The 13,843-nt window shown below is 68.2% G+C and carries 14 protein-coding genes; 13 read left to right on the forward strand and 1 reads right to left on the reverse strand.

Features of this window, described 5'->3' with window-relative positions; genetic code table 11:
* Window positions 1–2: 2 nt before the first annotated feature.
* The 13 genes from E5CHR_RS15130 to E5CHR_RS15190 all read left to right on the forward strand — a co-directional run bounded on the left by E5CHR_RS15130 (window position 3) and on the right by E5CHR_RS15190 (window position 12,788).
* On the forward strand, window positions 3–830 hold the full coding sequence (locus E5CHR_RS15130) for an IclR family transcriptional regulator (RefSeq protein ID WP_162580609.1): 828 nt from the start codon (window positions 3–5) through the stop codon (window positions 828–830).
* A 10-nt stretch (window positions 831–840) separates the two neighbouring features.
* Complete coding sequence (locus E5CHR_RS15135; RefSeq protein ID WP_162580610.1) at window positions 841–1,677, forward strand: SDR family oxidoreductase; 837 nt, start codon at window positions 841–843, stop codon at window positions 1,675–1,677.
* Window positions 1,670–3,367 (forward strand): thiamine pyrophosphate-binding protein, encoded by a 1,698-nt coding sequence (locus tag E5CHR_RS15140; protein WP_162580611.1) that lies wholly within the window; start codon window positions 1,670–1,672, stop codon window positions 3,365–3,367. Before E5CHR_RS15135 ends, E5CHR_RS15140 begins: the two co-directional genes overlap by 8 nt.
* 9 nt (window positions 3,368–3,376) lie before the next feature.
* Complete coding sequence (locus E5CHR_RS15145; RefSeq protein WP_162580612.1) at window positions 3,377–4,177, forward strand: aspartate dehydrogenase; 801 nt, start codon at window positions 3,377–3,379, stop codon at window positions 4,175–4,177.
* A 10-nt stretch (window positions 4,178–4,187) separates the two neighbouring features.
* Window positions 4,188–5,666: an aldehyde dehydrogenase gene (locus tag E5CHR_RS15150; RefSeq protein WP_162583731.1), complete on the forward strand. Its 1,479-nt coding sequence runs from the start codon at window positions 4,188–4,190 to the stop codon at window positions 5,664–5,666.
* A 112-nt stretch (window positions 5,667–5,778) separates the two neighbouring features.
* Window positions 5,779–6,750, forward strand: coding sequence for a VOC family protein (locus E5CHR_RS15155; protein WP_162580613.1), 972 nt, complete (start codon window positions 5,779–5,781; stop codon window positions 6,748–6,750).
* An 11-nt stretch (window positions 6,751–6,761) separates the two neighbouring features.
* The gene (locus E5CHR_RS15160) at window positions 6,762–7,757 is read left to right on the forward strand and encodes a Bug family tripartite tricarboxylate transporter substrate binding protein (RefSeq protein WP_162580614.1); all 996 of its coding nucleotides are present in this window, start codon (window positions 6,762–6,764) and stop codon (window positions 7,755–7,757) included.
* A gap of 21 nt (window positions 7,758–7,778) precedes the next feature.
* Entirely contained in the window at window positions 7,779–8,933 is a 1,155-nt protein-coding gene (locus E5CHR_RS15165) for an FAD-dependent monooxygenase (RefSeq protein ID WP_162580615.1), read from the forward strand.
* A gap of 26 nt (window positions 8,934–8,959) precedes the next feature.
* A complete protein-coding gene (locus E5CHR_RS15170) occupies window positions 8,960–9,181 on the forward strand; it encodes a recombinase-like helix-turn-helix domain-containing protein (RefSeq protein WP_162580616.1) in 222 nt (73 codons plus the stop codon).
* Window positions 9,182–9,193: 12 nt separating this feature from the next.
* Window positions 9,194–10,231, forward strand: a complete 1,038-nt coding sequence (locus E5CHR_RS15175; protein WP_162580617.1) for an aromatic ring-hydroxylating oxygenase subunit alpha — start codon at window positions 9,194–9,196, stop codon at window positions 10,229–10,231.
* A gap of 33 nt (window positions 10,232–10,264) precedes the next feature.
* Window positions 10,265–11,236 carry a PDR/VanB family oxidoreductase gene (locus E5CHR_RS15180; RefSeq protein WP_162580618.1) on the forward strand — a complete coding sequence of 324 codons (972 nt, stop codon included), beginning with the start codon at window positions 10,265–10,267 and terminating at the stop codon, window positions 11,234–11,236.
* Between the two features lie 27 nt (window positions 11,237–11,263).
* On the forward strand, window positions 11,264–12,370 hold the full coding sequence (locus E5CHR_RS15185; RefSeq protein WP_162580619.1) for a porin: 1,107 nt from the start codon (window positions 11,264–11,266) through the stop codon (window positions 12,368–12,370).
* Window positions 12,371–12,485: 115 nt separating this feature from the next.
* Window positions 12,486–12,788, forward strand: coding sequence for a PIN domain-containing protein (locus E5CHR_RS15190; protein ID WP_162580620.1), 303 nt, complete (start codon window positions 12,486–12,488; stop codon window positions 12,786–12,788).
* An 83-nt stretch (window positions 12,789–12,871) separates the two neighbouring features.
* On the opposite strand, the gene E5CHR_RS15195 is transcribed toward E5CHR_RS15190, so the two are convergent.
* Entirely contained in the window at window positions 12,872–13,762 is an 891-nt protein-coding gene (locus E5CHR_RS15195) for a LysR substrate-binding domain-containing protein (protein ID WP_162580621.1), read from the reverse strand.
* Window positions 13,763–13,843: the final 81 nt, after the last annotated feature.

Raw genomic sequence — 13,843 nt, forward strand, 5'->3', positions numbered from 1 at the left:
CCATGAGCAACGACCTGATCGAAGAGGGCGCCGAGCGCTACAACGTGCCTGCCCTGGAACGCGGGCTGCGCATGCTGTGCGAATTCAGCCGCGAGAGCCGCACCTTGTCGGCGCCCGAGCTGGCGCGCCGCTTCGACCTGCCGCGCTCCACCGTGTTCCGCCTGCTCAGCACGCTGGAGAACATGGGCTTCCTGGAGCGCGCCGAAGGCGGACGCGACTACCGCCTGGGCCTGGCCGTGCTACGCCTGGGCTTCGAGTACCTCGCTTCGCTGGAGCTCACGCAGCTGGGCACGCCGCTGCTCAATCGCCTGTGCGAGGAGCTGCGCACGCCCTGCAACCTGGTGGTCCGCGACGGCCGCTCCATCGTCTACGTGGCCAAGGTCGCGCCACCCACGCCCTTTGCGAGCTCGGTCAGCGTCGGCACGCGCCTGCCGGCCCATGCGACCGTGCTGGGCCGCATCCTGCTGGAAGACCTGACGCTGCCGCAACTGCGCGCACTCTATCCGGAAGACAAGCTCGAGACCTTCTCGCCGAGCACGCCCAAGACCGTCAACGAGCTCTTCGACATGGTCCAGGCCGACCGCGAGCGCGGCTACGTGCTGGGCGAGGGCTTCTTCGAGTCGAACATTTCCACCATTGCCGCGCCGGTGCGCGACCACAGCGGCCACATCGCCGCCGCGCTGGGTGCGACCATCACCTCGGGCCACATCGACGAGAACCGGATGGACGAGATGGTGCGCCGCGTGCGTGAGACGGCGGACGAGATCTCGGGCCTGCTGAACTACGCACCCGCCAGCAAGGCCAAGGTGGTTCCGCTGCGCAGCGCCTGAGGGCGACGACATGACTGCACCCACTTCTTCTTCCTTCTTCGCCGCAGACGCGCTGGCCGGCCGCGTGGCCGTGGTGACCGGCGGCTCGTCGGGCATCGGCCTTGCGACCGTCGAAGCCCTGCTCGGCTGTGGCGCCGCGGTGGCGCTGTGCGGCCGCAATGCAGAGCGGCTGGACCGCGCGGTGGCGGGCCTGCGGGAAGCACGCCCCGATGCCAGGCTCTTCGCGCAGACCTGCGACGTGCTGGACCCCTCGTCGGTGATGGCCTTCGCCGCGGCCAGCGAGGCGGCGCTCGGCCCGGCCTCGATGCTCGTCAACAACGCCGGGCAGGGACGCGTTTCCACCTTCTCCGACACGACGGATGCGGCCTGGACCGAGGAGCTGCACCTCAAGTTCTTCTCCGTCATCCATCCCACCCGCGCATTCCTGCCTCAGCTCGCGGCACAGCGCGCCGTGTGGGGGGATGCCGCCATCGTCTGCGCCAACTCGCTGCTCGCGCGCCAGCCCGAGCCGCACATGGTCGCGACCTCGGCCGCCCGCGCAGGCCTGCTCAACCTGGTGCGCTCCATGGCCACCGAGTTCGCGCCGCAGGGCGTGCGCGTCAACGGCATCCTGATCGGCCTGGTCGAGTCGGGCCAGTGGCGCCGCCGCTTCGAGGCGCGCGAAGACAAGTCGCTCGAGTGGTCCGCCTGGAGCGGCCAACTCGCGCACAGCAAACACATCCCGCTGGGTCGCCTGGGACTTCCGGCCGAAGCCGCACGCGCGATTCTTTTCCTGGCATCGCCCCTCGCGTCGTACACGACGGGCAGCCACATCGACATTTCCGGAGGCCTGTCCCGCCATGCATAACCCATCCATCCCCGCGCAGGTCACGGTCGGCGCCGTGGTCGCCGCCTTCCTCGAGCAGTGCAACGTCAAGGCCGCCTTCGGCGTGATCTCGATCCACAACATGCCGATCCTGGACGCCTTCGCGCAGCGCGGGCAGATCCGCTTCATCTCCGCGCGCGGCGAGGCCGGCGCGGGCAACATGGCCGACGCCTACGCACGCTCCACGGCCAGCCTGGGCGTGTGCGTGACCAGCACCGGCCCGGCTGCAGGCAACATCGCCGGCAGCATGGTGGAAGCCCTCACCGCCGGGGCCCCCGTGTTGCACATCACCGGCCAGATCGAGACGCCTTACCTGGACAAGGGCATGTCCTATATCCACGAGGCCCCGGATCAGCTCGCCATGCTCAAGGCGGTCTCCAAGGCCGCCTTCCGCGTGCGCAGCGTCGACAACGTGCTCGGCACGCTCAAGCGGGCGGTGCAGGTCGCGCTGACCGCGCCCACCGGCCCGGTCAGCGTGGAGATCCCGATCGACATCCAGTCGGCACTGACCACGATGCCGGCCGACCTCTCGCCGCTGCCCATCGAGGCACCCGTGCCTTCGAAGGCCGGGCTCGACGCGCTGGCCGAACGCCTCGCGGCGGCCAGGCGCCCGATACTGTGGGTTGGTGGCGGAGCACGCCGCGCCGGGGCCGCGATCCAGCGCCTGCAGAAGCTCGGCTTCGGCGTCGTGACCACCACCCAGGGCCGCGGCATCGTGCCCGAGGACGACCCGGGCTCGCTCGGCGCCTACAACATCCAGAAGCCCGTCGAGGCCTTCTACCAGACCTGCGACGCGATGCTGGTGGTCGGCTCGCGCCTGCGCGGCAACGAGACGCTCAAGTACGAGCTGAAGCTGCCGCGCCCGCTGTACCGCATCGATGCCGACGCGGCCGCCGAAGGCCGCTGCTATGCGACCGACGCCTTCGTCTGCGGCGATGCGGCGCTCGCGCTCGAAGGGCTGGCCGACCGCCTCGAAGCGCTGCAGTACAAGGCTGACGCGGCGCTGCTCGCCGACTTGCGCGCCGCCCACGAGCAAGCGGTCGCCACGCTGCGCGATGGCCTCGGCCCCTACGCCGAACTCGTGCGCCAGATCCAGTCCGTGGCCGGACGCAACTTCAACTGGGTGCGCGACGTGACGGTCTCCAACAGCACCTGGGGCAACCGCGAGCTGCGCATCTTCGAGCCGAGCGCGGGTGTCCACGCCACGGGCGGCGGCATCGGCCAGGGCATGCCCATGGCGATCGGCGCGGCCATCGGCGCGGCGGTCACCGGCTCGGGCCGCAAGACTTTCTGCCTGGCCGGCGACGGCGGCTTCATCCTCAACCTGGGCGAGCTCGCCTGCATGGTGCAGGAAGAGGCCCCCATGGTGATCGTGCTCATGAACGACAAGAGCTACGGCGTCATCAAGAACATCCAGGACGCACAGTACGGCGGCCGCCGCTGCTACGCGGAGCTGCACACGCCCGACTACGCGCTCTTGTGCAAGTCGATCGCGCTGCCGCACGCGCGCGTCTCGCGGCTGGAGGAGCTGAAGGGCCAGCTCGACGAAGCCCTGGCTGCGCGCGGTCCCTTCCTGCTGGAGATCGACATGCTGTCGATCGGCGGCTTCAAGAGCACTTTCGCGGGCCCGCCGACCAATGCCGTGACGCAGATCCCGGCGTTGGCCAAGTGAGGCACTGACATGCTGCGCGTGGCACTCATCGGTTGCGGCGCCATCGGCAGCTCGGTGATCGAGTTGTTGAAGGGCGATGCATCGCTTGCGGTTGTGGTGGTGGTGGTTCCGCAGGAGGGCATGGCCACCGCGCAAGCTGCGCTGCAGACGCTGGCGCCCGGCGTGCAGGTCGGGACCGCCGTGCCTGCGTCGGGGGTCGACCTGGTGGTCGAGACCGCCGGCCATGCCGCGATCGAGGAACACGTGCTGCCGGCGCTGCGGCGCGGCACGCCCTGCGTGGTCGCCTCGGTGGGTGCGCTGTCGGCGCAGGGCCTGGCGGAAAAGCTCGAGATCGCGGCCATCACCGGAGGGACGCAGGTGCAGCTGATCGCCGGCGCGATCGGCGGCATCGATGCACTGGCGGCGGCCCGCATCGGTGGGCTCGACAGCGTGCGCTACACCGGCCGCAAGCCCCCGCGCGCCTGGAAGGGCACGCCGGCGGAGCAGGGGCGCGACCTCGACGCGCTGACCGCCGAATGCGTGATCTTCGAAGGCAGCGCCCGCGAGGCCGCCGCGCTCTACCCCAAGAACGCCAACGTGGCGGCCACGGTGTCGCTCGCGGGTCTGGGCCTGGACCGCACGCAGGTGCGCCTGGTTGCCGACCCGGCCGTCGACGAGAACGTGCACACGGTCGAGGCCGAGGGTGCCTTCGGCAGCTTCGAGCTGAGCATGCGCAACAAGCCGCTGGCTGCCAATCCCAAGACTTCCGCGCTGACGGTCTACAGCGCCGTCCGCGCCCTGCGCAACCGCGCCGCGGCCCTTGCCATTTAAAGAAGCCATGATGATCTCCACCGAACTTCTTCCCATCAACGTGGCCGGCGAGTGGCGCCAGGGCGGCGGCGACGCCTACGAGAGCCTTTATCCCGCCACCGGCGAACCCATCGCCCGCCTCAAGGCTGCGAGCCTGGCCGACGTCGAGGAAGCCATCGTGCGTGCCGACCAGGCCTTTCGCACCAGCGGCTGGGCGCAGAAGCTGCCGCACGAGCGCGCTGCGGTGCTGCACCGCGTGGCACAGCTGATCCGAGACGAGGCCGAGCCGCTGGCTCAGAAGCAGCGCCTGGACAACGGCAAGCCGATCAACGAGACGCGCGCACTGGTCGCGAGCGCGGCCGGCACCTTCCAGTTCTTCGCGGCAGCCCTGGAGACCCTGGAAGAAACCCTGACGCCCTCGCGCGGCCCCTTCGTCACGATGAGCGTGCACGAGCCCATGGGCGTGGTCGCTGCCATCACGCCGTGGAACTCGCCGATCGCGAGCGAGGCCCAGAAGCTCGCGCCCGCCCTGGCTGCGGGCAATGCGGTGATCGTCAAGCCGGCCGAGGTCACGCCACTGATGGCGCTGGAGCTGGCCCGCCTCTGCGAGGCGGCCGGCGTGCCGAAGGGCATCGTGAGCGTGCTGCCGGGCAAGGGTTCGGTGATCGGCGACGCGATCACCAAGCATCCGCTGGTCAAGCGCGTGTCCTTCACCGGCGGCACGACAACGGGCAAGCACATCGCCCACATCGCGGCCGACAAGATGATGCCGGTATCGCTGGAACTCGGCGGCAAGTCGCCCACGATGGTGCTGGAGGATGCCGACCTGGACCACGCCGTCAACGGCGTGCTCTACGGCATCTTCAGTTCCTCGGGCGAGTCGTGCATCGCCGGTTCGCGCCTCTTCGTTGCGCGCAGCATCTACGACGAGTTCGTCACGCGCCTGGCCGATGCCGCCAAGGCGCTGCGGGTGGGAGACCCGGCCTCGGAGCGCACGCAGATGGGCCCGCTGATCACCGCGAAGCACCGCGAAAGCATCGAGCGCTATGTGGAGCTCGGCGTCTCCGAAGGCGGGCAGATCCGCACCGGTGGCGTGCGCCCGCATGGCGCGGAGTTCGAGCGCGGCTACTACTACGCGCCCACCCTCCTGGAAGGGCTCACCAACGGCGCACGCATCAGCCAGGAAGAGGTGTTCGGCCCGGTGCTGGTGGCGATGCCCTTCGACAACGAGCAGGAACTCATCAAACAGGCCAACGACAGCGTCTACGCGCTCGCCGCGGGCGTGTGGAGCCGCGACTTCAAGCGCGCCTGGCGCCTGGGGCGCGCGGTGCAGGCGGGCACGGTCTGGGTCAACACCTACAAGCAGTTCTCCGTCTCCACGCCGTTCGGCGGCTGGCGCGACAGCGGCCTGGGCCGCGAGAAGGGACGCGAGGGCATCTTCCAGTACATGGAGCAGAAAAGCATGTACTGGGGCACCAACGAGCAACCACTACCTTGGGCACAGCAATGAAACCTGTCTTGTTCCAGAAACACCACGGAACCGGCTTTGCCGGGCCGTCGGTGTTGCCCCCGGTGAGGGGGTGGGCGGCTACACGAAGTGAGCCAACCTGGGGGAGAGCCATATGACCATTCTTGGAATCGACCAGATCACTTACGCGGCAGACGACCTGCCGACCTGCCGCCGCTTCTTCTCCGACTGGGGCCTGGCGCTGAAGTCGGAGACGGCGGACGAGCTCGTCTTCGAGTGCCTGAACGGCTGCCGCGTGGTGGTCGCCGAAATGAACAGGCCGGGGCTGCCGCCGGCCATGGAAGAGGGCCCGACCTTGCGCGAGGTGGTGTGGGGCGTCGAAAGCGACGCCGACCTTGCCCGCTACGCGCAGGCCATTGCACAGGACGCCGGCTTCGTGGACGTGGAAGTGGAGGGCGTACGCCGCATCGGCTGCACGGATCCGAACGGCCTGGCAGTGCGCCTGCAGGTCAGCCGCAAGCGCAGCATCGAGGTCGATTGCGGCGCCATGAACACCTGGAACGCCAAGCCCCGTGTGAACCAGGCTGCGCCGATATACGAGCGCGCCACGCCGATCGAAGTGGGCCATGTGGTGTTCTTCGTCGCCGACGTGAAGGCCACCGCCGACTTCTATGCGCAGCGCTTCGGCTTCGTCGGGTCCGACAGCTATCCCGATCGGGGCGCCTTCCTGCGCTGCGCGCCCGAGGGCGGGCATCACGACCTGTTCCTGCTGCAACTGCCCTCGGGCAAGCGGGGACTCAACCACGTCGCCTTTACCGTGCGCGACATCCACGAGGTCTTCGGCGGCGGGCTGCACTTTTCGCGTTGCGGCTGGGAAACCCAGCTCGGCCCCGGCCGGCACCCGATCTCCTCCGCGTATTTCTGGTACTTCAAGAACCCGGCCGGCGGGCTGATCGAGTACTACGCCGACGAGGACCAGCTCACAGCCGAGTGGCAGCCGCGCGAGTTCGAGCCGGGCCCGACTGTATTCGCCGAGTGGGCGGTCGACGGCGGGCTCGACGGCCATACGCGCCGGCAGAGGAACGCCGAAGGCCCGCAAGGGAAATTCCTGACCGAGAAGAAGTGACTGTGACCACCATGCAACGACGTACCACCTTGTTGACCCTTGCCGGCGCCGCCTGGATGGCGCTGGCCGCCGTCGCGCCGGCGAATGCGCAGAACGCGGTCGAAAAGCAGCTCGCGAGCGACCGCTTCACCATCGTCTCGCCGTTCCCGCCCGGAGGCCCGGTCGACACGCTCGCACGCGTGCTCTCCGACGGCCTCGCCAAGCGCTACGGCCAGCCCGCAGTGGTGGAGAACATGCCCGGCGCGGCCGGCAACATCGGCATCGACAAGGTCAAGCGTGCGAAGGGCGACGGCCACACGCTGCTGGTAGTGCCTGCCGGCAACCTGACCATCAACCCGACGCTGATGCCGAACTTTCCCTTCGACATCGAGAAGGACTTCGTGCCCGTCACCATGCTGGCCAAGGCGCCGAACGTGCTGGTGGCCTCGCCCTCCGCCGGCATCAAGACGGCGAAGGAGCTGGTCGCCCAGGCGAAGGCGAAGCCGGGCACGCTGTCCTACGCCTCGCCGGGCGTGGGCAGCGGCCTGCACCTGGCGGGCGAGCTCTTCAAGCAGCAGGCCGGCATCGACCTCCTGCACGTGCCGTACAAGGGCACCACGCCCGCACTCAACGACGTGCTGGGCGGCGTGGTGCCGCTGATGTTCAGCAACCTGCCCGCAACGCTGCCCTTCATCAAGAGCGGCAAGCTGGTCGCGCTCGGCGTGACCGAAGCCAGGCGCAGCCCGGCGGCGCCGGACATTCCGACGCTGGCGGAGCAGGGCATCCAGGGCGTGGCCGTGACCTCGTGGTATGGCCTGCTCGCGCCGGCCGGCACGCCGCCGGCGGTGGCCGAGCAGTTGGCCAAGGATGCGGCTCAGATGCTGGCCGAGCCGGGCGTACGCGAGCGGCTGAAGGCGCAGGGCATGACCGACGCCACGATGAAGCCGGGTGAATTCACCGTTTACATGCGCGACGAGACCGCCATGTGGGCCAAGATCATCAAGGCCCGCAACATCGTGGCCGAGTGAAGGCAGAGGGACGCAGACAGCATGAAGACGAATGAATCCACCATCGGCATCGTCGGCGCGGGCATCGGCGGACTGGCCGCCGCCATTGCCCTTTCGCGTGCGGGCCACGAGGTCGTGGTGTTCGAACAGGCAAGGCAGTTCGCCCGTGTCGGCGCCGACATCAACCTCACGCCCAACGCGGTACGTGCACTCGATGGCCTGGGTGCCGGCGAGGCCGCGCGGGTGACCGCGGCGCGGCCGACGCATCGCATCAGCCGCAACTACGACACCGGTGAGGAGACCTCGCGCCTGGAAATGGCCGAGACCGCCGAGCAGAAGTACGGTGCGCCTCAGCTCACCATCCACCGCGCCGACCTTCTTGCGGCGCTCGCGAACATGGTCCCGGCCGAGCGCGTGGCGCTCGGCAAGCGGGCCTCGAACATCGCGGCGGACGAGGAGGGCGTGAGCCTCTCGTTCGAGGACGGCAGCAGCGCCCGCGTGGGCGCGCTGCTGGGCGCCGACGGCATCCACTCCGCCGTGCGCGGCGCCATGTTCGGCGCCGAGAGCCCGCGCTTCACCGGCATCGTGGCGTACCGCGCCGTGGTGCCGTCCGACCGCGTTGCCGGCTTGCCGAACCTGGGCGCCTTCACCAAGTGGTGGGGGCCGAATCCGCAAAGCCAGATCGTTACCTTCCCGCTCAACCGCGGCAAGGACATCTTCATCTTCGCGACCACGCCGCAGGACAGCTGGCAGCTCGAATCCTGGACCGCCCCGGGGAGCGTGGACGAGCTGCGCCAGCAGTACACCGCCTACCACCCCGAGGCGCGTGCGCTGCTCGATGCCTGCGACACGGTGCTCAAGACCGCCCTGTACGAGCGCGATCCGATGCCGGCCTGGGCCGCGGGCCGCATGGCGCTGCTGGGCGATGCGGCGCATCCGATGCTCCCGTTCATGGCGCAGGGTGCGGGCATGGCCATCGAGGACGCTGTCGTGCTCGCGCGCCATCTCGACGGCGTGGCAATGCGCGACATCGCCGGCGCGCTGCAGCGCTACGAGCGCGCGCGCATCGAGCGCACGAGCCAGATCCAGCTCGGATCGCGCGGAAACAACTGGCTGCGCGAGGGCGGCAATGCGGACTGGGTCTATGGCTACGACGCCTGGACCGTGCCGCTCGCCGACGCTGCCGCCATTGCCTGAACTCATCTCTTCCCACGGAGGCCACGATGCAACAAGACCGCTACCTGCAACCCCACCAGGCGCGCCAGCGCCCGGCAACCACCTACGAAGACCTGCTGGGCGATGCCATCGAGCGCGCCTTCGGCGACGGCGTGCACGACCTCGCCGGGCTGGTCGAACGGCTCAACGACAGCGGCCTGGCCACGCCCGGCGGCCAGCGCTGGACCGAGGACCTGTACGCCCGGGAAATGGCGAAGCTCGGCGCCTGAGGAGAACATCACATGAACACGATCGCCATCCAACCCGTTGCGCAAGACCCGGTGGACCGACTGCTCGAGATCGGCCTGAAGAATCTCTGGTACCCGATCTGCCCCTCGCATTTCATTCGCGAGAACCCCGTCTCGCTGCGCCGGCTGGGCCGCAAGCTGGCCCTCTGGCGCGACGGCGAAGGCAAGTTGCATGCACTGGAAGACCGCTGCCCGCATCGCGGCGCGCCGCTGTCGCAGGGCGTGATCCTGGGCGACCGGCTGTCGTGCCCCTACCACGGCGTTGAAGTGCGCCATGACGGCGTGGTGACGCGCGTGCCAGGCAGCCCCGGCTGCAAGCTCGAGGGCTCGCAGGCCACGCGCCACTTCCACGTGGAAGAGCGCGCAGGCGCGGTGTTCCTCTACAACGCCAAGGAGTCGGTGGACGTCCCGCCGCCGCTGGTGCTGCCCGAGCAGCTCTCGGACGACGCGCAGTACGCGTCCTTCCTCTGCTACACCGAGTGGAAGGGCGACTATCGCTACGTGCTGGACAACGTGATGGACCCGATGCACGGCACCTTCCTGCACAAGCAGTCGCACTCGATGGCCGAGGGCGAGTCGCAGGCGAAGTTCGGCATCCGCGCGACCGACCACGGCTTCGTGTTCGAGAAGGAAGGCCAGCGCAACGTGAACTTCGACTGGACGGAATGGGCCGACACCGGCATGCACTGGATGCGCCTGGAGATCCCGTACCCGCGCACCGGGGGGCCGGGCGGCAACTTCATCATCATCGGCGCCTTCTCGCCCATGCCCAACGGCATGACCGCGACCTTCTTCTGGCGCGTGCGCAAGCTGGCGCCCGGATGGGAACGCGATACCTGGCGCTTTCTCTACAAGAACCGGCTGGAGGCGCGCCACTGGCACGTGCTGGAGCAGGACCGCGTGATGCTGGAGGACATGGAGCCGGACGCCAATCAGCACGAGAACCTGTACCAGCACGACCTCGGCATCGTGCGCCTGCGCCGCCACATGCGCAACCTGGCCCAGGCGCAGCTCGAGCAGGCCGCAGCCTGAGGTTGCCAACGCTATTTCCAGAGGTCCACGCCCATGTCTTCTCCCACGCTCAATGCGCTCGTGCACACCATGCGCTACGAGGCCGAGGGCATCGTCAGCGTCGAATTCCGGCCGGCTTCGCCCGACGTGGAGTTCCCCGCCTTCGAAGCCGGTTCGCACATCGACCTGCACCTGCCCAACGGCCTGGTGCGCAGCTACTCGCTGTGCAACCCGGCCAGCGACCGGCAGCGCTACGTGGTCGGCGTGGCCAACGACCGCAAGAGCCGCGGCGGCTCGCGCTACGTGCACCAGCAGCTGCGCGTGGGCATGACGCTGCCGATCTCGGCCCCGCGCAACAACTTCCACCTGGAGGAGGGCGCCCAGCACTCGGTGCTGGTGGCCGGCGGCATCGGCGTCACGCCCATCTGGTGCATGCTGCAGCGCCTCGTCGCCATCGGCAAGCCGGTGGAAATGATCTATTGCGCGCGCACGCGGAAGGAAGCCGCCTTCTGCGACGGCATCGACGCACTGGCGCGCGAGAACAAGGTCGCGCTGACCTGGCATTTCGATGCCGACAAGGGCGCACCGCCGGATCTCGCGACGCTCCTGGCCGGCAAGAGCGCGGACAGCCACTTCTACTGCTGTGGTCCGGCGCCGATGCTCGATGCCTTCGAGAAGACTTGCGAGCAGCTGGGCTACGCGCATTCGCACATCGAGCGCTTCTCGGCCGCGCATGTCGAGGCGCCCAGCGCGACCGAGACCTACGTCGTCGAATGCGCGAAGAGCGGCAAGAGCGTCGAGGTGCCCCCGGGCAAGTCGATCCTCGACAGCCTGATCGATGCCGGCCTCAACCCTGACCACAGCTGCAAGGAGGGCGTGTGCGGCGCTTGCGAGACGAAGATCATCTCGGCGGGCGAGATCGAGCACCGCGACGGCATTCTCACCAAGGCCGAACAGGCGGCGAACAAGACCATGTTCATCTGCGTCTCGCAATGCAAGCGCGGGCCCTTGGTGCTGGACATCTGATTTCCCAACTCCCTTTCTAGAACTCCAATGAAGAAATCCCTTGTGGCCGCGGCCGCATGCGTGGCTGCGGCCGGCGCCTGCGCGCAATCCTCTTCCGTGCAGGTCTTCGGCATCGTCGATGCTGCCGTCACCTACACCACGGGCTCGGGCTATGGCTCATCCGGCAAATGGCAGCTGACCAACAGCGGCAACAGCTTCAGCCGGCTTGGCTTTCGGGGCACTGAAGACCTTGGCGGTGGCCTCGCTGCCAGCTTCTGGCTGGAAGCCGGCTTGCAGAACGACAACGGCACAGGCTTCAACTCCAACCCCAACAACCAAGCCAGCGGTGCCGCCGGCCCCGGCCTGCTGACTTTCAACCGGCGCTCGACCGTGAGCTTTTCCGGCGGCTTCGGCGAACTGCGCCTGGGCCGCGACTACACGCCGACTTTCTGGAACACGGCGCTGTACGACCCCTTCGGAACCGGCGGTGGCATCGGCGCCAACCAGCTCTACTTCTCGGGCCTGGGCGGCCTCACCGCGCCGACCGGCACGCGCGCCTCCAACAGCATCGGCTACTTCCTGCCGCCGAACCTGGGCGGCTTCTACGGGCAGGCGATGGTCGCGATGGGCGAGAACGACAACCGCTCGGTGCTGCCGGACACGCTGATCTCCAATCGCCACGACGGCGACTACGCCGGGATTCGGGTCGGCTACCTGAACGGACCGTTCAACGTGACACTCGCCACCGGCCGGACGCGCTACGCGACGGGCAACCTGCGCGTGTCGAACATCGGTGCTTCCTACGTCTTCGAGTCGCTGATGAGCCTCAAGCTGATGGGCGAGATCTACAGCGAATCGCTGGGCGCAGTGGACGGGAAGGGCGCGCTGCTGGGCTTCAGCCTGCCGGTGGGCGTTGGCGAGATCAAGGGTTCGTACGCACGCTACAAGCGCGAGCCGCTGGGCAATGTGCCGGAGCCCACGACCTCGAAGCTCGCGCTGGGCTATGTCTACAACCTGTCGAAGCGCACGGCGCTGTACGGCACCCTGGCCTACCTGCGCAACCGCAATGGGGCGACGCAGTCGCTCGCCGGTTCGACCACCGCGCCCAACCGAGCCTCCAGGGGGACGGAGTTCGGCATTCGCCACGCGTTCTGAGCGCGCAATGTCGGACCAGCCCCTTCACGGCCATCACAGGGCGAGCGCAGAGATATCGTCCTCGGAGCGAGATCGAGCCACGCCGTTCTGCGATGCCAGTGCGGGCGGTCAAGTTGTGAGCGGCTGGCTGCTTGATACCAACGTGATCTCCGAGTTGAGTCGACCGCGCCTCAGCGCGCGGGTCCGAAGATTCATCGCGGGCCAACGGCTCGAGGACCTGTTCGTCAGCACCGTCACTCTGGCCGAGATCCGCTTCGGCATCGAGGCCGTCGGCGATCCAACGCGCCGCGCCGAACTGAGTGACTGGCTCATCGCTGCAACCGCTCTGCAGCACGGGCAGACCGTTGTGACCCGCGATACCGGAGACTACAAGCTCACGCGAGTCCCGGATTTGAATCCGTGGGTCGCCGACTCTTGATGGCTTCGGTCTGCGAGACCAGCCTATTTTCAGGACAGTAAATTCGCCCTCGCTGCGGGGTTGCCGGCGTGTGTCGCCGGTGCCTATCTGCCCTTGCGCGACGCCGTAGACAGGAATGCGGGGATCGTCGGGTTCTGGTTCTGCGAGTCGTAGGCCAGCGCCACGGGGTAGCGCAGCCTGGCGCGGTTGTGGGTGATCGACATGTACTTCACGCGTGGTATCGCGACACCTTGCATCGATGCCGGTACCAGTGCAATGCCGACGCCCGCGCTGACGAGCGAGAGCACCGTCAGCATCTGGGGCGCGCTTTGCTCCACATGTGGCAGGAAGCCACTGTTGCGGCATGCGGTGACCACGAAGGTCTCGAAGGCCGGGCCCTCGCGCGAACGAAAGCTCACGAAGCCTTCGTGCGACAGCGTCTTCAGCTCGACGCTCTTCTGCCCCGCGAGCGGATGCGATGCGGGCACGGCCAGCGCCAGGTCTTCGTCCGCGAGCGCGAGCAGCTTGAGGCTGCCGGAACCCGGCAAGGGGGGCACGACGATGGCGATGTCGATCGAATGGCGCAACAGATCCCGGCTTTGCTGTGAGCTGGCTTCGGCATTGAGCATGATCTTGACGTCGGGATAGTTCTGCCTGAAGCGCGAGAGCAGCTCAGGCACCAGCTGATAGGCCGCGCTCGGAAAGAACGACAGCCGCAAGGTGCCCAGCATGCCCGCCGCTGCGTGCCGCACCAGCTCGCGCGACTGCGCGGCCTGCGCGAGCAGCCGTCGCGCTTCGACGAGCAGTGCCGAGCCGGCCGGCGTGAGTGCCACACCCTGCCGGTCTCGCAGGAACAACGCGACACCGAGATCTTCCTCGAGCCGCTGAATCGCGATGCTCAGCGGCGGTTGCGACATGTGCAGGCGCTCCGCCGCCCGGCGAAAGTTGAGTTCTTCCGCGACGGCGATGAACTGCCGCATGCTTCGTAAGTCCATGGGGGATCTCCGGCCGGTCAGCTGATTCGACAATCGAATCATGAACCATCCAAATCAGTATTGGCTGGATCGGACAAGGCT

Source organism: Variovorax sp. PBS-H4 (genome assembly GCF_901827205.1).
In the GTDB taxonomy this organism is placed as follows: domain Bacteria; phylum Pseudomonadota; class Gammaproteobacteria; order Burkholderiales; family Burkholderiaceae_C; genus Variovorax.

Bases quoted from the DNA above. Each gene is read 5' to 3' on its own strand.
- E5CHR_RS15180 (WP_162580618.1), top strand. From the start codon at position 10,265: ATGTCTTCTCCCACGCTCAATGCGCTCGTGCACACCATGCGCTACGAG.
- E5CHR_RS15165 (WP_162580615.1), top strand. From the start codon at position 7,779: ATGAAGACGAATGAATCCACCATCGGCATCGTCGGCGCGGGCATCGGC.
- E5CHR_RS15155 (WP_162580613.1), top strand. From the start codon at position 5,779: ATGACCATTCTTGGAATCGACCAGATCACTTACGCGGCAGACGACCTG.
- E5CHR_RS15195 (WP_162580621.1), bottom strand. From the start codon at position 13,762: ATGGACTTACGAAGCATGCGGCAGTTCATCGCCGTCGCGGAAGAACTC.
- E5CHR_RS15130 (WP_162580609.1), top strand. From the start codon at position 3: ATGAGCAACGACCTGATCGAAGAGGGCGCCGAGCGCTACAACGTGCCT.
- E5CHR_RS15140 (WP_162580611.1), top strand. From the start codon at position 1,670: ATGCATAACCCATCCATCCCCGCGCAGGTCACGGTCGGCGCCGTGGTC.
- E5CHR_RS15170 (WP_162580616.1), top strand. From the start codon at position 8,960: ATGCAACAAGACCGCTACCTGCAACCCCACCAGGCGCGCCAGCGCCCG.
- E5CHR_RS15160 (WP_162580614.1), top strand. From the start codon at position 6,762: ATGCAACGACGTACCACCTTGTTGACCCTTGCCGGCGCCGCCTGGATG.
- E5CHR_RS15145 (WP_162580612.1), top strand. From the start codon at position 3,377: ATGCTGCGCGTGGCACTCATCGGTTGCGGCGCCATCGGCAGCTCGGTG.
- E5CHR_RS15135 (WP_162580610.1), top strand. From the start codon at position 841: ATGACTGCACCCACTTCTTCTTCCTTCTTCGCCGCAGACGCGCTGGCC.
- E5CHR_RS15175 (WP_162580617.1), top strand. From the start codon at position 9,194: ATGAACACGATCGCCATCCAACCCGTTGCGCAAGACCCGGTGGACCGA.
- E5CHR_RS15150 (WP_162583731.1), top strand. From the start codon at position 4,188: ATGATCTCCACCGAACTTCTTCCCATCAACGTGGCCGGCGAGTGGCGC.
- E5CHR_RS15185 (WP_162580619.1), top strand. From the start codon at position 11,264: ATGAAGAAATCCCTTGTGGCCGCGGCCGCATGCGTGGCTGCGGCCGGC.